Annotated in this window: 17 protein-coding genes; 4 read left to right on the forward strand and 13 right to left on the reverse strand. The window is 64.3% G+C overall.

The features are described 5' to 3' along the window. Positions 1–2: 2 nt before the first annotated feature. The 7 genes from AC1ROK_RS06625 to AC1ROK_RS06655 all read right to left on the reverse strand — a co-directional run bounded on the left by AC1ROK_RS06625 (position 3) and on the right by AC1ROK_RS06655 (position 7,333). The gene (locus AC1ROK_RS06625) at positions 3–824 is read right to left on the reverse strand and encodes a carbohydrate ABC transporter permease (RefSeq protein ID WP_492845081.1); all 822 of its coding nucleotides are present in this window, start codon (positions 822–824) and stop codon (positions 3–5) included. Next, on the reverse strand, positions 821–1,783 hold the full coding sequence (locus tag AC1ROK_RS06630; protein ID WP_492845083.1) for a carbohydrate ABC transporter permease: 963 nt from the start codon (positions 1,781–1,783) through the stop codon (positions 821–823). The genes AC1ROK_RS06625 and AC1ROK_RS06630 overlap by 4 nt, the downstream gene beginning before the upstream one ends. Position 1,784: 1 nt before the next feature. Continuing rightward, on the reverse strand, positions 1,785–3,080 hold the full coding sequence (locus AC1ROK_RS06635; RefSeq protein WP_492845085.1) for an ABC transporter substrate-binding protein: 1,296 nt from the start codon (positions 3,078–3,080) through the stop codon (positions 1,785–1,787). A 320-nt stretch (positions 3,081–3,400) separates the two neighbouring features. Continuing rightward, complete coding sequence (locus AC1ROK_RS06640; RefSeq protein WP_492845087.1) at positions 3,401–4,414, reverse strand: zinc-binding alcohol dehydrogenase family protein; 1,014 nt, start codon at positions 4,412–4,414, stop codon at positions 3,401–3,403. Between the two features lie 88 nt (positions 4,415–4,502). Further along, positions 4,503–5,420, reverse strand: coding sequence for a sugar ABC transporter substrate-binding protein (locus AC1ROK_RS06645; RefSeq protein ID WP_055887230.1), 918 nt, complete (start codon positions 5,418–5,420; stop codon positions 4,503–4,505). 186 nt (positions 5,421–5,606) lie between these two features. Beyond that, positions 5,607–6,374, reverse strand: coding sequence for an ATP-binding cassette domain-containing protein (locus AC1ROK_RS06650; protein ID WP_492845090.1), 768 nt, complete (start codon positions 6,372–6,374; stop codon positions 5,607–5,609). Beyond that, complete coding sequence (locus tag AC1ROK_RS06655) at positions 6,371–7,333, reverse strand: ABC transporter permease (protein WP_492846353.1); 963 nt, start codon at positions 7,331–7,333, stop codon at positions 6,371–6,373. The genes AC1ROK_RS06650 and AC1ROK_RS06655 overlap by 4 nt, the downstream gene beginning before the upstream one ends. A gap of 181 nt (positions 7,334–7,514) precedes the next feature. Between AC1ROK_RS06655 and AC1ROK_RS06660 the strand changes: the two genes are divergently transcribed. Beyond that, positions 7,515–8,417: a GntR family transcriptional regulator gene (locus AC1ROK_RS06660; protein ID WP_492845092.1), complete on the forward strand. Its 903-nt coding sequence runs from the start codon at positions 7,515–7,517 to the stop codon at positions 8,415–8,417. A gap of 23 nt (positions 8,418–8,440) precedes the next feature. Here the strand turns inward: AC1ROK_RS06660 and AC1ROK_RS06665 are convergent, their stop codons facing one another. From AC1ROK_RS06665 to AC1ROK_RS06680, 4 genes are all read right to left on the reverse strand, one after another. Next, entirely contained in the window at positions 8,441–8,956 is a 516-nt protein-coding gene (locus tag AC1ROK_RS06665) for a GNAT family N-acetyltransferase (RefSeq protein ID WP_492845094.1), read from the reverse strand. Positions 8,957–9,078: 122 nt separating this feature from the next. Then, positions 9,079–9,921, reverse strand: coding sequence for a carbohydrate ABC transporter permease (locus AC1ROK_RS06670; RefSeq protein ID WP_492845096.1), 843 nt, complete (start codon positions 9,919–9,921; stop codon positions 9,079–9,081). Beyond that, positions 9,921–10,853 (reverse strand): carbohydrate ABC transporter permease, encoded by a 933-nt coding sequence (locus AC1ROK_RS06675; RefSeq protein WP_492845098.1) that lies wholly within the window; start codon positions 10,851–10,853, stop codon positions 9,921–9,923. The genes AC1ROK_RS06670 and AC1ROK_RS06675 overlap by 1 nt, the downstream gene beginning before the upstream one ends. A 77-nt stretch (positions 10,854–10,930) precedes the next feature. Then, a complete protein-coding gene (locus tag AC1ROK_RS06680) occupies positions 10,931–12,187 on the reverse strand; it encodes an extracellular solute-binding protein (RefSeq protein WP_492845100.1) in 1,257 nt (418 codons plus the stop codon). 316 nt (positions 12,188–12,503) lie between these two features. On the opposite strand from AC1ROK_RS06680, the gene AC1ROK_RS06685 reads away from it, so the two are divergent. The 3 genes from AC1ROK_RS06685 to AC1ROK_RS06695 are packed head-to-tail and all read left to right on the forward strand — an operon-like array spanning position 12,504 to position 15,466. Continuing rightward, positions 12,504–13,709 carry an ROK family transcriptional regulator gene (locus tag AC1ROK_RS06685; protein WP_492845102.1) on the forward strand — a complete coding sequence of 402 codons (1,206 nt, stop codon included), beginning with the start codon at positions 12,504–12,506 and terminating at the stop codon, positions 13,707–13,709. A gap of 11 nt (positions 13,710–13,720) precedes the next feature. Then, positions 13,721–14,365: a ThuA domain-containing protein gene (locus tag AC1ROK_RS06690; protein ID WP_492845104.1), complete on the forward strand. Its 645-nt coding sequence runs from the start codon at positions 13,721–13,723 to the stop codon at positions 14,363–14,365. Between the two features lie 12 nt (positions 14,366–14,377). Further along, positions 14,378–15,466 carry an ABC transporter ATP-binding protein gene (locus tag AC1ROK_RS06695; protein ID WP_492845106.1) on the forward strand — a complete coding sequence of 363 codons (1,089 nt, stop codon included), beginning with the start codon at positions 14,378–14,380 and terminating at the stop codon, positions 15,464–15,466. A 58-nt stretch (positions 15,467–15,524) separates the two neighbouring features. Here AC1ROK_RS06695 and AC1ROK_RS06700 read toward each other — a convergent pair whose 3' ends face one another. After that, on the reverse strand, positions 15,525–16,580 hold the full coding sequence (locus tag AC1ROK_RS06700) for an ABC transporter permease (RefSeq protein WP_492845108.1): 1,056 nt from the start codon (positions 16,578–16,580) through the stop codon (positions 15,525–15,527). Beyond that, positions 16,577–17,359, reverse strand: coding sequence for an ATP-binding cassette domain-containing protein (locus AC1ROK_RS06705; RefSeq protein WP_492845110.1), 783 nt, complete (start codon positions 17,357–17,359; stop codon positions 16,577–16,579). Before AC1ROK_RS06705 ends, AC1ROK_RS06700 begins: the two co-directional genes overlap by 4 nt. Between the last annotated feature and the right edge of the window lie 65 nt (positions 17,360–17,424).

Below are 17,424 nucleotides of genomic sequence, written 5' to 3' on the forward strand. Positions count from 1 at the left end.
GACTAATCCTTGGCGCCGGTGCGGGTTTCGGCCCCGGCGGCGAATTGACGTTGGAAGATGAGGAAGACGACCAACGGGACCACGGTGGTGATGATGGCCGCCACCGATTGGAGGTCCCAGTTGAGTTCATAGGTGCCATTGATGCGGGCGAGGATCACCGGCAGCGGCACGTTGGTCCTGAGATAGATCAAGGGCAGCAACAGCGCGTTCCAGGTCCACAGGAATTGCAGGATGCCGGTGGCAAACACCGAGCTCAGGCTGTTGGGCAGGACGATGTACCAGAAGGTCTGCAGCGGCCCGGCGCCATCGATGCGCGAGGCCTCGACCACCTCGGTCGGGAAATCCTCGAGGAAGTTCTTCACGAGGAAGATCGACCAGGCAAAGCTCAGCCCGATGTAAGGGATGAGCACGGCGAGGAAATTGTCGATCAGCCCCAGTTCGCGCCATAGCTGGAACAGCGGGATGATCACCACCTGCTGGGGCAGGACGAAGGCGTTGATGATGATGATCAGCAGCAGGCGGCGGAACGGGAATTTCAGGAAGTGAAAGGCATAGGCCGCCGCCGGCGTCAGCAGCATGGTCCCGGCAGTGGCGAGCACCGCGAGGATGGCCGTGGTGACGAAGGCGGGGGCCAGCGGATAGGCCTCCCACACTCGCTGCCAGGCGCTGAGGGTGAGGGTGAAGCTGTCGATGCGCCACCAGCCGCGCGACGTCTCCGCCAGGGGACGGATCGAGGTCATCACGATGCCGACGATCGGGATGATCCAGATGAAGCCGAAGACGGCAAGCACGATGGTGGGCCAGCGGGGCGCGCGTCCGATCATCTTGCACCTGCCGTTCGCTGGATGATGGCGGGAATGGAAACCACCAGCACGGCGACCAGCAGCACCACCGTCGCTGCAGCGCCGTAGCCGAGTTTGAACTGGGTCATCGACTCCCGGTACATGAAGTAGCCGACGGTCTCAGTGCTGCGCACCGGACCGCCGCCGGTGAGGATATAGATGATGTCGAAGGCTCGGAGCGCGCCGAGCAGGTTGATGAACACCGCGACCCGCACGCCGGGCAGCGACAGCGGCATCATGATGTTACGCATCACCTGCCAATGGTTGGCGCCATCGATATAGGCGGCCTCGAACAAGGTCTTGGGGATCGACTGCACAGAGGCAAAGCACAGCATCAGCGGTAGCCCGACCCCGCCCCAGGATGCGGCGATGATCAGCACCCAGAGCGCAGTGCGCGGGTCGCCCAGCCAGGGCTGCGCAAAGCCGGGTTGGACGAGGCCGATCACCGCATTGAGCAGACCGCCGGCGTCGGGGCGCAGGATGCCGATCCACATGTAGCCCGCCACCGCCTCGGAGATTCCGAACGCAGCGAAGATCATCACCCGGAAGGGTAACGTCTGGCGCGGCGCGAAGGCGCTCACCATGGCCAGCATCCAGCCCAGCCCCACCGAGATGATGGTGGTCGAGATGGTGAAGGTCAGGGTGGTCAGCAGCGTGTTGCGAAATGCCGGATCTGTGAACAGCTTCACGTAGTTGCCCACGCCGATGAATTTCGGTTTGGCGAGGCCCTTGATGTCGAAGAAGCTGAGCCGGATCGTATCGATCAGCGGGAACACCACGGCGATCCCGAACAGGATCAGCACCGGGGTGATCAGCAGCCAGGCTGCCGGCCAATCCCTGACCCTCCGCTTCGCGGCGAGCAGATTGCTCTGCTCGCCGCGAAGCCGGGAGGAAACGCCGGGACGCGAGCCCGCCGTCTGGGGGGCTACGGACTCCTGCATATCAATAAAGTTCCTGCGCCTTGGCTTCGATCGCCGCGGTCACCGTGTCGATCGTCGCATCGGACGGATCCTGCAGGAACTTCTGCAACTGGACGCGATACTCGTCGACGAGGTCGCCGGGGAGCAAGTCACCCAGTACGAACTGCACCTTGGACTGCGCGACGGCTGCGGTCGCGATCTGCTGCACCGGGCCGAGCAGGGACGGGTCGGCATTCTTGCTGGGCGAGGCGTAGCCGTAGGAGGCGAGGATGTCGGCAGCGTCCTTGCTGACCATGTAGACGGCGAAGGCATCGGCGACCGCCGGGTTGGCGCCATTGGCGGTGACCGCCACTTCCTTGGCATCGACGCTCGAGGTGTCGTCATGCCCGAGGCCGAGCGAGGGGAACTGGAAGATCGAGTAGTCGACGCCTTCGTTGAGCTTGTAGTCGTTGCGGGCCCGGGCGTTCATCCACATGCCGATCATCAGGTAGTTGGAGGCATCGGCAGTGAAGATCTGGTCGGCCGAGTAGTCCCAGTCACCGGCGAACATCTGCTCGGGGGTGCCGCAGCAGCCGGCCTTGAGCAGCTCGGCATACTTTTTGAGCGTCGTCTTGACGACATCATCGGTCCAGGGAATCTCGTGGGCCGCTAGTTTCGAAGCCGCTTCGACGCCACCGGTGCGCAGCAGCAGCGTTTCGAACCACTCGCCATGCGCCCAGTATTTGGCCGGCATGGCGATCGGCGCGGCAAAGCCGGCAGCCTTGAGCTTGTCGATCGAGGCGAGGAACTCGTCCCAGGTCTTGGGGGGCTCGACGCCAGCCTTTTCGAGATGGGCCTTCTTGTACCAGATGGCCGAGCGGTCGCCGTAGGTATAGTTCACCCCGTAGGTGACGCCATTGGTCGAGCCGAGATCCTTCCAGGATTGGTCGAGCACGGCGTCAAGATTGGCGGACGCCCACAGATCGTCGATCGGCCGCAGGATGCCGGCATCGGCGAGCTCGGCGCGGAAGGCCGGCCAGGTGTTGATGATGATATCGACCTTCTCGCCGCCGAGCAGCGCGGTGCGCATCGGACCGCGCATGTCGCCCTGCCCCGTCACCACCAGCTCGCGAACGGCGACGCCGGGGTTCTTGGCGGTGAAATCGGCTTCGAGCTTCTGCCACATCTCGGCATCGGTGCCGCCCTGCCACTGCAGGATGACGAGCTCGCCGCTCAGGTCCTGCGCCAGCACCGGCACTGCCGCGAGCACGATGGCGAGGCTTGCCCCGGCCAACACGGCGCGACGGCGGATTCCAGACGTGAGTTTATCCATGTTCATTGGTTCCTCCTCCTTGATTGCCGACCTTCGGGCCGTTCTCTCCATCAAGTAAGTTGAAACGTTATCATCTAAGTTGCATGTCACAAGCCGGCTAGGACGATCGCAGTTGAAAAATCCTTCTAGCATGTCAGCCGATCGACCTCGCCGGCCGCGGCAAGCGGGCATCGCCCCACGGGCTGTGGCCCGCAGGGTTACGATCGCCGAGAGCGGCACAGCGGCTGGAGCATTTCACCGTTTCGATGCATCGGTGAAATGCTCCAGGCCTGTTATTTGGTCGCGCTTTCGAAGCGGAAAGGTCTGCAACTCTTCCTGAAAGCGCTCTAGGCAGCGACTTCGATCACCGCCTTGATAAGTCCATGCTTCTGGGTGGCCCAGACCGGGATGTCGCGCGCCGCATCGGCAAGCGTCGTGCGATGCGTGATCAGCTTGTCGATGGGGATACGACCGGCGGCGATCGCGGCGATCACCCGCTGGAAATCTTCCGACGTGGCGTTGCGACTACCCAGCAGCGACATCTCCTTGCGATGAAAATCGGGGTCCTCGAAGGCGATCTGACTCTTCACCACGCTGACCAGCACATAGGTCCCGCCATGCGCGACGAAATCGAAGCCGGTCTGCATCGAGCGGGCGTTGCCCGTCGCGTCGAACACGACGTCGAAACCGTCTCCCCCGGTCAATGCCGCGGCGGCGTCCATGGCGGTGTCGCCCGCCATGATCGTTTGCGCCCCGACTATATCCCTGGCGACCGCGAGGCGCGCCGGATCGAGATCCATCATGGTGACCTGGGCGCCCGAGAGCGCCGAGAAGAGCCCCACGCCAAGGCCGATGGGTCCCGCGCCGATCACCAGCGCACGCTGTCCCGGCCGCGCGTTCGAGCGGCGCACGGCGTGCGCCCCGATGGCGAGGAACTCGACGGTCGCGCAGGCATCGACGCCCAGCCCCTCGGACTTGACCAGGTTTGACGCGGGCAGGCTGAGCAGCGAGGCCATGCCGCCGTCGCGATGGACGCCCAGCACGGCGATCCGCACGCAGCAGTTCGGTTTGCCGGCGCGGCAGGCAATGCAACTGCCGCAGGAAATGTAGGGATTGACCACGCAGATCTCGCCGGGAGCGAAACCCGACCCGGCCGGCGCTTCCAGCACCTCGACCGCGAGCTCATGCCCCATGACGCGCGGATATTCGAGGAAAGGGTGCTTGCCCTCGTAGATGTGGTAGTCGGTGCCGCAAATCCCCACCCGGAGCGGGCGCACCAGCGCCTCGCCTTCGCCGCGGTGTGGGGTTGGCCGGGTCTCGAGCTCGAGCATTCCGGGCTGGCGGCAGACAAGCGCATGCATATTCAAACTGCTTTCGACTGAAGGTGGTGGAAGGAAAGATGCGAGAGCCGGATTCCGGGGAGACCGAGGACCCGGCTCTCGCGGCGCGTCACTGGAACTGGGACATGGTGTCCTTGGTCACCAGCGCGGCGCCCGAGTCGATGAGGAGTGGAACCTCATCGCCGCGGATGGCCTTGACCAAAGCATCGACGCCGAGCTCGGCCATCTTCGCCGGGAATTGCGCGACGGTCGCGTCCTCGATGCCTGCGGTCAGGGCTTCCGCTTCTCCGCAGCAGAAATCGAAGCCCACCAGGACGATCGCGTCGCTTGCGATGCCGGCGTTCTTGATGGCCTGCGCGGCTCCTGCGGCTGGAGGGCCGCAAGCAGCATAGATCGCCTTCAGATCGGGATTGGCGGTAAGCAGATCCTGGGCGACGTTGATCCCGAGTTCTTCGGTGCAGTTGGTGCCGGCGCGTCCGACCACCTTGACCTCAACTCCCTTGAGGCCCTCGAGCATGCCGTTGACGCGATCGTCCAGCGCCGGAACGCCGGGGACGCCTTCGAGAATGCCAAGCGTGTCGCCGGCCTTGAGCACCGACTTGAGGTACTGGCCGGCAATCACGCCCGCGGCATAGTTGTCGGTGGTGGCGAGCGAGGTTCGTCCCTTCCAGTCGGGGATGTTGTTGTCCATCAGGACGATCTTCACGCCCTGGGAAATCGCCTTGTCGAGCGCCGGCGCCACGGTCGGATCGACCGGGGTCAAGGCAATCCCCTGCACACCCTGGGTGACCATGGATTCGATCTGGGCGATCTGGCCCTCGATATCGGTGGCCGAGGTGCCTTGCCCGTAGATGATCTCGACACCCGGATTGGCCGCGGCGTAAGCCTTGGCCGCATCTTCCATGGTGGCAAAGAACGGCACCGGGAACTTGGTAATAAACCCGAGCTTCACGTTGTCCTGCGCCATGGCAGGCCCGGCGATCGCCGCAGCGAGCGCCAGCCCTCCCAGCAGTCGTTTGAGCTTCATAGTTTCCTCCCATTCCGACCGCATTGGCGGTCGCTCTCCTCGATCCCCCTCGGGATCAATCCCCCGAGCGCCTGCACCGGCGCCCTAGAGCGCTTTCAGGAAAAGTTGCAGACTTTTCCGGTTCGAAAGCGCGCCAAAATCAATGACTTAGGTCCTTTCACCGTTTCACTTGAACGGTGAAAGGATCTAGGCCTCTGCCCCGACGATGAGCGAGACCAGTTCGTGTTGATTTGCCTTGCTTGGCTTGAGTTCGCCGACCTTGCGCCCCTGCCGCAGCACCACGGCGCGGTCGGCCAGTTCGACGACATGTTCCATGTTGTGGGTGATGAGGATCACCGCGTTGCCCTCTTCGCGCAGCTGCGCGATGAGGTCGAGGACCTTGCGCGCCTCGCGCAGCCCGAGCGCTGCGGTCGGCTCGTCCAGCATCACCACCTTGCGGGCGAACACGGTTGCCCGCGCTACTGCGATCGCCTGGCGCTGCCCGCCCGACATCAGCGCCACCGGCGCGTCGAAGCGGGGGAGCCGCACCTTCAGCCGGTCGATCACTGCCGCCGCCTCCCGGTCCATCGCCCGGCGCCTGAGCAGCCGCATGCCGCGTGGCAGCCAGGTGGGGAAAGACAGCTCTCGCCCGCAGTAGAAGTTCTGCGCCGGGGTCAGGTTGTCGAACAGCGCCAGATCCTGGTAGACCGTTTCGATGCCGGCGCTGCGGGCGGCAGCCGGATTGTGGATGGCGGTCGGCTGGCCATCGAGCAGGATCTCGCCGCTATCCAGCCCGTGGACGCCGCTGATGCATTTGACCAGCGTCGACTTGCCGGCGCCATTGTCGCCGAGCAGCGCCAGCACCTCGCCGCGATATGCCTCGAGGCTCACGCCCTTTAATGCGTGCACGGCGCCGAAGCGCTTTTCGGCGTTGCTCACAGCGAGGATCGGCGAGGCGGACGTGGCGGCGTTCATGACGCCCTCCCCGACTGCATGACACGCACCCGCGCTTCCAGATGGTTGCGCAGCACGTCCGCCTCGACGGCCAGTACGATGATCGCCCCGATGGCGATCATCTGAAAGAACACGTCGACATTGAGCAGGTTGAGGGCGTTGCGGATCACCCCGATCATCACGGCGCCGACCAGGGCATGCCCGATATGGCCGCGCCCGCCGAGGAAACTGGCGCCACCGATGATCACCGCCGCGATGGTGTCGAGCTCGAGGAGGTTGCCGTAAAGCGGTGAGGCAGCTTCGGTGCGTCCCGCCAGCACGATGGCGCCGACGCCCGCGCAGAGGCCCGAGATGACGTAGACCGAGACCAGCACCCACTTGACCGGGATGCCCATCTGCACCGCTGCCTCGGGCTTGCCGCCCACGGCATAGATCCAGCGCCCCCACACCATGGCGCGGGCCATCAGCAGGACCAGCGCGGCGACGCCGAACACCACGAAGAACGAGTTGGGAATGCCGAACGTCGAACCGCCGCCGATGACCGCGATCTCGATCGGCATGCCGCGCATCGTGGTGTGCCCGACGGCGAGCTCGAGCGCCAGGCCACGGGTGATGCTGAGCATGGCGAGCGTGATGATGAAGGGGTGCGGCAGCCGGCCGAAGACATAGACGATGCCGTTGACCGCTCCCACCAAGCCGCCTGCGACAAGCATCGCGGCCATCACCAGCGGGCCGGAATCGGCAACCCGGTACATCAGCCCACCGATCACCGTCGCCAGCGCCAGGTTGGCGCCGACCGAGAGATCGATGCCGCGGGTCAGGATCACCAGGTGCTGGCCGATCGCGACGATGGCGATCACCGCGGTCTGGGCCAGGATGTTGCCGATGTTGACCGGCTTGAGGAAGTTGGGAGTGGCGACGCTGATGCCGACCACCAGCAGGATGAGGATCAGCAGCGGACCGATGCCGAGCAGCTTCAACGCCACGCCAAGCGCCGCGCCGTCGGCGAGCGACCGGGCACGTACCTCAGCCCTCTCCGCCTCTGGTCCTTGTTCCACCAGCACACGCCCCTCCTCGTGTTTCTTATGTACAAAAAACTTCTATTTACCGGCATCGTCAAATTGTTTTTTATCGGTTACAGAACAGACAGCGGAGAGCGATGTGAAGACGGATACGTTGTTCAAGCGGGCCTTCAACGACGCGCTGCTGTTGACCTCACGGCTGCGCGATGGTGATCCGATCCCGTCTGAGACCACCCTCGCGGCCGAGCTGGGAGTGAGCCGCACCACGGTGCGCAAGATCCTCCAGACGCTCAGCGAAGAGGGGGTGGTGGCCGGTGCAGGACGGTCGCGCTTCGCGCGCGCCTCAGCCGGCGAGGTGCTGCCCTTCCCCGAAGCCGAGACGGTTCCGACCTCGGTGCAGGTCGAAAAACAGTTCATGGAATGGATGCTGCGCGGCGACGCCAAAGCCGGGGCCCTGATCAACGAGCTCGACCTGGCGCGTCAGTTCAAGGTTGCGACCACGGTGATCCGAGAATTTCTGAACAGCTTCCAGCGCTTCGGGCTGATCGAGCGACGGCCGAGCGGCGGCTGGGTGTTGCAGGGCTTCACCCATAGCTTCGCGCTGGAGCTGTTCGAGATCCGCGAGATGTTCGAACTGCGGTCAGCCCGGGAGTTCAGCAACCTGCCGGAGACCTCGCCGCTGTGGCACGAACTGCGCCGGCTGCGGCAGGAGCATATCGACCTGCTGGGCGAGATCGAGACCCGCTTCCAGGATTTCTCCGATCTCGACAGCCGCTTTCACCGGCTAGTGAACACGGCCGTGCCGAACCGCTTCATCGACGGCTTTTACGACATCATCACGCTGATCTTCCACTACCACTATCAGTGGAACAAGAAGGACGAGCGGGAGCGCAACGAGGTGGCTATCCGCGAGCACCTCGCCTATATCGACGCACTGCTGAGCCGATCGCGGAGCGCGGTCGCCAGCGCCTGCCGCAAGCACCTGGCATCGGCGAGGCAAACGCTGATCCGCTCGACTTCAGATGCGGGAGCCCTGGCGTAGCACTCCGTGCTTGCCCCCGTTGGCTAGCGCGAAGGCCAATCCTCCGCTGGACGGAGACGGGCCATCAGCACCACGTCGACAGGCACGGCAGCCTTCAGGCGCGCCTTCAGCTTCCGCCCCTCCTCGACAAACCCCAGGCCGCGATAAAGCGCTATGGCCCGCAGGTTGTCCGAGTGGACGCTGAGCTCGATCCGCAGGAATCTCTCCGCATCGGCGGCCGCCACGGTCGCGGCCAGCAACTGCCTGCCGATGCCGACGCCGCGCCACTGCGCCATGACTCCCATACCCAGTTCGCCCAGGTGCCTCTCGTGCTCACCGCGTCCGCGGACGATGTCGCACCAGCCCACAATGCTCCCCTGGTCGCTGAGCGCGACGAATTGCGGGTTTCGGGTCTGGATATTGCCGCGAACGAAGCTCGCGACATCGTCCAGTGGTGGCGCCTGGTTGCCCCTCAGAAAGCTGCTTTCCCGCGCCACGGCGTCAAGCGCCGCATGAAAGCCCGGGATGTCTGCTTCGGTGATTGGCCTCACCCGTGTCATCTGATCTCCGATCTCACGGGCAGCCCGGCCCGCTGCCAGACTCTCGCGTGGGCCAAGCTACTCGGCAACCGGCAAGGCGCAAGACGACACTGAACTCGCGTTCAGCGCCCTGAGGCCCACCCTCAGCCTTTGACGGCGCCGCCGGTCAGCCCCGAGATCACGTAGCGTTGAGCCAAGAGGAAGAACGCGACGGCAGGCAGGATGGAGAGGGTGAGGAACGCCAGGATGCGCGGCCAGTCGGAACCGAACTGTCCCTGGAACTGCATGATGCCGAGCGGCCAAGTGTACTTGGCCTCGGAGTTCAGCGCGATCAGCGGCAACAGGAAGCTGTTCCAGCTGCCCACGAAATTGAACACCCCCACCGTGGCGATGATCGGCAGGCACAGCGGCAGCGTGACGTACCAGTAGATCCGGATGTAGCCGCAATTGTCCATGCGCGCGGCATCGATCAGCTCCTTCGGCAACTCCTTGAAGAAATTGTGGAACAGCAGCACGGCGAAGGACACGCTGAACGCCACCTGCACGATGATGATGCCCCAGTGGCTATCGAGCATGCTGAGATCCCGCATCTTGATGAACAGCGGCAGGATGCCGGTGGCCGAGGGGAACAGCAGGCCCAGCATCAGATACGCCATGATGAAGCGCCGGCCGAAGAACTTGATGTGCACCAGCGCGAAGGCGGTCATCGAGGCGACCAGGGTCGAGAGCACCACCGTTCCGGCGGCGATCAGGAACGAGTTCCACAGGGAGGAGAAATAGCGCGGCCCACCGAGAATCTCGACAAAGCGCACCGGGTCCCAGCTCGCGGGCAGGCCGAAGGGATTGACGCGCAATTCGCCGATCTCTTTGAAGCCGCCCAAGGCCGTGGTGTAGAATGGCACGATGACGAAGGCCGCGACGACGAGCAGCGTCAGCCACTGGATCGCCGAAATGGGAGAACGACGCTTCTTTGACGTGGCGGCCATCAGTGCTGCTCCACCTTGAAGAGAATGCGGCGATAGGCCAGCGCCACTACCACGCAGGCGATGAACAGCAGCACGCTGACCGCACCGCCGAAGCCCAGTTTCATGCGCAGAATGCCGAACTGGTAGAGGAAGGTCACGATGGTGTGGCTGGAGTGCGAGGGGCCGCCGTTCGACAGCGGAATGATCAGATCGAACAGCTGCAGCGCACCGGTAATGGCGAAGAACACCGAGATGACGATGGCCGACCGGATCATTGGGAGTTTGATGTGGCGCACGATCTGCCAGCGTTTGATACCATCGAGCCGCGCCGCTTCGATCACCTCGCTGGGGATGGCCTGCAACCCGGCGATGAAGATCATCATGTGGAAGCCGAAATACTTCCAGGTGATCACCAGCATGATGGCCGGGATGACCCAGAACTTGTCGCCAAGGACGAACGGCATCTGCACCCCGATGCTGTCTCCGATCACCGGCAAGAGCCCGTAATTGCCGTCATAGACGAACTTCCAGATCAGCCCGGCCGCCACTTCCGCCAGCATGAAGGGCAGAAAGAACAGGGTGCGCAGCAGGTTGATGGGGATCGAGCGTTCGGAGAGCGCGATGGCGCACCACATGGCGAGCGGCAGCTGGATCAGCAGCGAGACGGCCACCACGATCAGGCTGTTGCGCACCGCCGTGCCGAAATTGCGGTGGCTCAGAACATCGGCGTAGTTCTCGAGACCGACGAAATCGGTGATCGGGCCATAGCCGTTCCAGTCAAAGAACGAGAAGATGGCGGCGTCGACCATCGGCAGGACGACGAAGATGCTGAACAGCACCAGCGACGGCACCAGGAACAACAGCAGCGGCACGAGGCTCTTGCGCTCGAAATAGCGGCGGCGTCGCACGGTGGCGCTCGCTTCTGCGCTGGCTGGGGCAGCGATGCTCGTCATTATTGGCCCTCTTGGTCGCAAGCTCTGGCAGTCGGGTGACGGGCGGCACAGGTCCGCCCGTCACTTCGGTCGTGATGTCAGAGGGAGTCGTCGACCGCTTCCTTGATCAACTGGGCGGCTTCGTCGGCGGCGATCGAGTTGGCGGCGAGTTCAGCCGAGACGTCATTGACGACGCCACCCACGTTCGGCCCCAGCGCCTGATCGAAGAACAGGGCGTGCCAGTGCGCACCGCCGATGTTGCGCGCGATCTGCACCTTGAACGGGTTGGTCATCCCGTCGGCCGCCCCCTTGGCGATCGGAATGTAGTAGGCGGCATCGGCGTATTTCTTCTGCTGTTCGGCAGCGTTGAAGTACTCGACCCACTTCACGGCGGCGTCCGAAGCGTTCTTGGAGAACAGGATGCCGCCAAGTCCGCCCAGCGTGTCGGTCGGATCGCCCTTGCCGCCCTCGATAGTCGGGAACGGCAGGATGCCGAGCTGGTCATCCGGGATGCCCTGCTTGCTGGCGGAGTTGTCCTTCATGGCTCCGTAGTCCCAATCGCCCATCAGGTGCATGGCGGCCTTGCCGTCGCCGAAATAGCCGGACGCATCGCCGTAGCCGGCGGCGAGGAAGCCGTCCTGCCAGGGCTCGAGCTGGGCCAGCTGCAGGAAATAATCGCCGGCCTTGACGAAATCCTCGCCGGCAAAACCGTCGCCCTCACCGCGGGCAGCGGCGTTGAAGCCGTCCTGACCGGCCAGCCGGACCACCAGCTTGGACCACCAGAAGTGCGCCGGCCACTTATCCTTGCCGCCCAGCGCCAGCGGGGTGATGCCGGCATCCTTGAACTTCTGCACCGCAGCGAGGAAGCCATCCCAGGTCTCGAGGCTGGCCGGATCGACACCGGCCTGCGTGAACAGCGCCTTGTTGTACCACAGCACCACTTCGCTCACGTCGCGGGCGACGCCATAGATGTGGCCGTCGGGCGCCGTGAACGCCGACACGCCGGCCTGCCCCTGGTTATCCTTGGCGGCCTGTGACAGCACATCCTCGACGGGACGCAGGAAGCCGGCCTTGGCCTGCTCGTAGAACACGCCGCCGCCCCAGGAATGGAACACGTCGGGTGCGTCAGCCGACTGCAGCAGCGTGGTCAGCTTGGCCTTGAAGGCCTCGTTCTCGAGGAACGGCAGTTCGACCTTGATGTCGGGATTTGCTGCCATGAAATCGGCAGCAATCTGGTTCATCAGTTCCACCTCGGCCGGGATGGTCGTGATGTGCAGGTGTTTCACGACGGTCTGGGCCTGCACCGGCAGCACCGCGGCCAGGCCGAGCATTGCGGCGAGCGCAATGTGCTTCATGGTTTCCTCCTGTTTGGCATGCAGCCGCTGAAACCGTTGCTTCGGTTCCTTCCCCGGCCGCAGCGGCGAGCATCTGTGCGTTCACCACTTGCTACTTTCTACGCATCCCTTATTAAAGAAACAAGAGGCACGTACCTCAGGATATCGATGCGCAGCTACGCCCCATTCCAGATTCAGAAAATAGCTAGAGATTCAGGGCGTTCTGTAAGCCGTGGGGCGAGCGACGGACATCGAACCGAGCTTGGGTGGCATGTTCATGCTTGATATTTCTTCGGATGCCGCACAAATGTCTCGAGCCTCGCGCCGGAGACAGACCGTGGTCGTAAAAATCGCCGATCCCCTGCTGATGCGGGAGATCAACAAGTACCACGTCCTCGAGACCATTCGCTGTTTCGGCCGCATTTCTCGCGTCGAAATCTCCGAGCGGACGCTGCTGAGCGGCACGACGGTGTCGGCCATCACCGCGGCGCTGATCGAGGAAGGGCTGATCGAGGCCATCCACACCGCCCCCACCAATGACAGCCAGCGTGGCCGCCCCCGCGTGTTGCTGGGCCTCGTGGCCGATGCCGCCTATGTCGCCGGGGTCAAGATCTCCGAAACGCAGATGACCGCGACCATTGCCGACTTTCGCGGCGAGACGGTTGCAGTGCTGCAGTTGCCGATCCGGCTGGCGCGGCAGGCGCCCGAGGTTATTGCCGACCTCATCGAAGACGCCCTGCGCGACTGCATCGCCAGCAGCGGCGTCGACGTGAGCCGCATCAAGGGCATCGGCATCGGCGTGCACGGCATCGTCGACCCGCGTTCCGGCCGCAGCCATGCCGGCCCGGTGTTCGGCGAACGCGAAGTGCCGCTGGCTCAAATGCTCGAAGCGCGCATGCGGATGCCGGTCAAGATCGATAAGTCGGCGCACCTGGTGGCGCTGGCCGAAAGCTGGTTCGGTTACGCGCAGCAGGACCGCAGCTTCGCCGTGGTGACGCTCGACCGCACCGCTGGACTGGGCCTGTGGATCGAAGACGAAATCCACCGTGGCGCGAGCGGGCTCGGGCCGGCCTTCGGCCATACCAAGGTGGGCAGCGAGGGCCGCCCGTGTAGCTGCGGGCAGAGCGATTGCCTGAATACCTACCTGACCATCCCCGAGGTGGAAGAAGCTCTGGCAGGTGCCAGCCGCACTGAGCCGGCGCGCAATGGCGCTGCGCTGCTGGCCGGCCTGGCGGAGAGGGCGGATGCCGGCGATCCGGCCGCCATGAGCACCATCGCCGTGCACGCCGAAAAGCTCGGTCTGGGGTTGAGCCATGTGGTCAACCTCATCAACCCCGAGAAAATCATCATCGCCGTCGACACGCCACGCTACGGGCAACTGCTCGAGCCCGCCCTGCGCGACAGCCTCAGCGCCAACAGCTTTCCCGCCCACTGGGCGGCGACCGAGCTGATCTTTCACACACTCGACGACCAGATGTGGGCCCGCGGCGCGGCCGCCCTCATGCTGCGCGACATCTACAGCGCGCCTTGGACGGCCGCATAAGGGAGAGTTCCATGGGCAAGAAGGCCTTGATCGTTTGGGGCGGATGGGACGGGCACACCCCGGAACGGTCCGCAGATATCGTCGCCGAGCTGCTGGGCAAGCACGACTTCGGGGTCACCATCGATTCCACGACCGAGGCCTTTGCCGACGAGCGGTTGGGCGAGTACGACCTGATCGTCCCGGTCATCACCATGTCACGGATCGAGAAGGAAGAGCTGACCAACCTCCTCGCCAGCGTGCGGGCAGGTACCGGCCTCGCCGGGTTTCACGGGCTGATGTGCGACAGCTTCCGCAACGAGCCGGACTACCAGTTCATGACTGGCGGGCAATGGGTCGCCCATCCCGGCAATATCATCGACTATACGGTTGAGGTGAGCCGGCCGGACGATCCTATCATGCAGGGGATCACCGATTTCCCCTACCGATCCGAGCAGTACTACATGCACGTGGACCCCTCCAACGAAGTGCTGGCCACCACTACCTTCAAGGGCGACCTGTTCGATGAGCTCGAAGGTGTGGTGATGCCGGTCGCCTGGAAGCGACGCTTCGGCAAGGGCCGGGTTTTCTACTCGTCGCTGGGGCACGTGGCAGACGAGTTCGCGGTGCCGCAGATGGCGACCATGTTCGAGCGCGGGGCGCTCTGGGCAGCACGGTAGTAGGGGGAGCAAATGGCCGAACTGCAGCTACGCGGCATCAACAAGAACTTCGGCGCCATCCAGGTGATCCACAATGTCGACCTCGATATCGGCGATGGCGAGTTCGTCGTCTTCGTCGGCCCGTCGGGTTGCGGCAAATCCACCCTGTTGCGCACCATTTCCGGGCTGGAGGATCCCTCATCGGGCAAGGTGATGATCGGCGGTGAGGACGTCACCGACTATGATCCGTCCGAGCGCGGCGTCGCCATGGTGTTCCAGTCCTACGCCCTCTACCCACACATGACGGTCGAGCAAAATCTCGGCTTCGGGCTGCGCATGGGCGGCATGCCGAAAGACCAGGTCGCCGAACGTGTGACCGCCGCGGCACGCGTGCTCGAGCTCGACGACCTGCTCAATCGTAAGCCGCGCCAACTGTCGGGAGGTCAACGCCAGCGTGTCGCCATCGGTCGCGCCATCGTGCGCCAGCCGAAAGCTTTCCTGTTCGACGAACCGCTGTCCAACCTCGATGCGGAACTGCGGGTGCAGATGCGCATCGAGATCGCCAAGCTGCATCAGCAGCTGGGCGCCACCATGGTCTATGTGACGCATGACCAGGTCGAGGCGATGACCCTGGCCGACCGCATCGTGGTGCTGCGCGCCGGCAAGATCGAGCAGCAGGGCACGCCCATCGAGCTCTACGACGACCCCGACAACCTGTTCGTCGCCGGCTTCATCGGCTCGCCACGCATGAATTTTCTCGAAGCGACGGTGACCGGCGTCAACGATCATGGCGTGACCGCCTCGCTCACCGCCTTCGAGGCGCCGGACCTTTCGGTCCGCTGCCGCGGCAAGGGCGTCGGTATCGGCCAAAAGATCAGCGTCGGTGTGCGGCCCGAGCATTTTGCCGAGGCCGGTCCCGAGGGGGCCGCGCTGACCGCGACGGCGCAGGTGGTCGAGCAGCTCGGCGGCGTCTCCTACGTCTACGCCGTCGGCCGGGACGGCGAGACCAAGGTGACCATCCAGCAGAAGGGCCACTCCCGCATCGCCACCGGCACCCCGATCAGCGTCGGCATCGAGCCGGACGCCGCGCTGGCGTTCGACGCCAACGGGCAGCGCCTCTAGCACGCGCGGGCTGTTCGGGCCTAGGGGCACCGCTCCGGCAGGAGCGGTGCCTGAGCGGCTAGCGGTAGCGGACCTGGTTCCAGCGGTGCCCGAGCAGCGACAGGATGATGATCAGCCCGTAGAAGAATTGCACATAGAAGCCGGAGAGACCGGCGCCCACCACGCCCGATTGAATGAAGGACACCGTGAAGCTGCCGATGGCGCTGCCGATGATCGTGCCGATGCCGCCCCATGGCGCCGTGCCGCCGACGAAGACGGAAGCCAGCGCTGGTAGCAGATAGCCATCACCGGAAGTCGGCCACCAGGTGTAGTTGATCATGACGGCGGCGACGCCCGCCAGCGCTGCGCCAAGACCGACGAAGGCGAAGGTCTTCAACCGCACCAGCTTGACGTTGATACCCATCTGCTGCGCCGCGTCGGGATTATCGCCGACCATGTGCACATGCACCCCGAAGCGGTGCCTGTTGTAGATCAACGAGCAGATCGCGACGAACAGCAGGGCCCAGAGCACCTGCACGGGAATGCCGAAGAACTGGCCGCCGAAAATCTGGAAGGTCAGGGTCTTGGGCAGGCCCACCAAGGCGATCGACTTGCCCTCGGTGTTGATCTGGATCAGCCCGCGCAGCATGAAGTTCATGCCCAGGGTGGCAATGAGCGATGAGAGGTTGGCATAGACCACCAGCCAGCCGACGCAGAGCCCGAGGACAAGGCCGGTCAGCACGGCCGCGATGATGCCGAGAAACGGATCGTACCCCGCCTGGACCACCAGCGCGAAGACCCACCCTGCCATGCCGATGGTCGCCGGAAACGACAGGTCGATTTCGCCCACGGTCACCACATAGACCAGCGGTACCACGACGAAGAGTACGACCGGCAGGCCGATGAGCACGGCGCGGTACATGTTCCATTGCGAGAACACTTCCGGGTTACCGACAAAGAAGCAGGCCAGCATCACCACCAGCACGACGAACGAACCGACGGCGGGGCGATGGTCGCGCAGGAACCGGCGAAGCCTGGAGCGGTCGGCGTGCTTGCCTTCGGCAACGCGACGGACCTTGTCGGCATCGAGGGCCTTGGCCGGCGACTGACCGTCATGGTTGGTTGTATCGGTCATACTGTCCCTCCTGTGGACGCAACGCCGGCGCCGCCCGGATGGGCGAGTTCCTCCATGAAGCGGACCAGAGCTTCCGCCGAGCCGAGTTCGGCTTTGGTGGCCTGCAGCGCCACGCGCCCGCGATCGAGCACGACGAAGCGATCGGAAATATCGAACACGTGGTGGATGTTGTGGCCGATGAACAGGATCGAGCGCCCTGCCGCCCGCGCCTGCCGGACGAAATGGAAAACCTTGGCCGTCTCGGTGAGGGAGAGCGCCGTGGTCGGCTCATCGAGAATGATCAGGTCGCTCTGGTTGTACATGGCGCGGGCGATGGCCACGCCCTGGCGTTCGCCGCCGGACAGTTGGCCGACGATCGAACTCGGGCCGAAGACCTTGGAGGTGAAGCCGATCTCGCGCATCAGGCGCTCGGCCTCCTCGCGCTGCTTGCGGACTTTGAGAAAGCCGAGCGGGCCCACCAGTTCGCGGCCCATGAAGATGTTCCAGATGATGGTCTGCTGCACGGCCAGCGCTCGGTCCTGGAACACCGTCTCGATGCCCGCCTCGCGCGAGCGGGCGGCATTCCAGTTCGAGACCGGCTCGCCGCGGACGAGAATGTCGCCCGTCGTCGGCCGAACCGCGCCGGCGAGGATCTTGATGAGCGTAGACTTGCCGGCGCCATTGTCGCCGACAAGGCCGACGACCTCGCCCTGGTCGACATGCAGGTCGACGCCGCCCAGGGCGTAGACCTGCCCATAGGACTTCTTGATGTCCTTGAGCTCGATGATGCGATTTTGCACGATGCCCTCGCTGCAAATGGATAGGCCGGGGCCCGGCCGGAGCCGGCCCCCTGCCGCTGGGTGCT

The organism is Devosia sp. GW821-FHT12F11, from assembly GCF_058806655.1.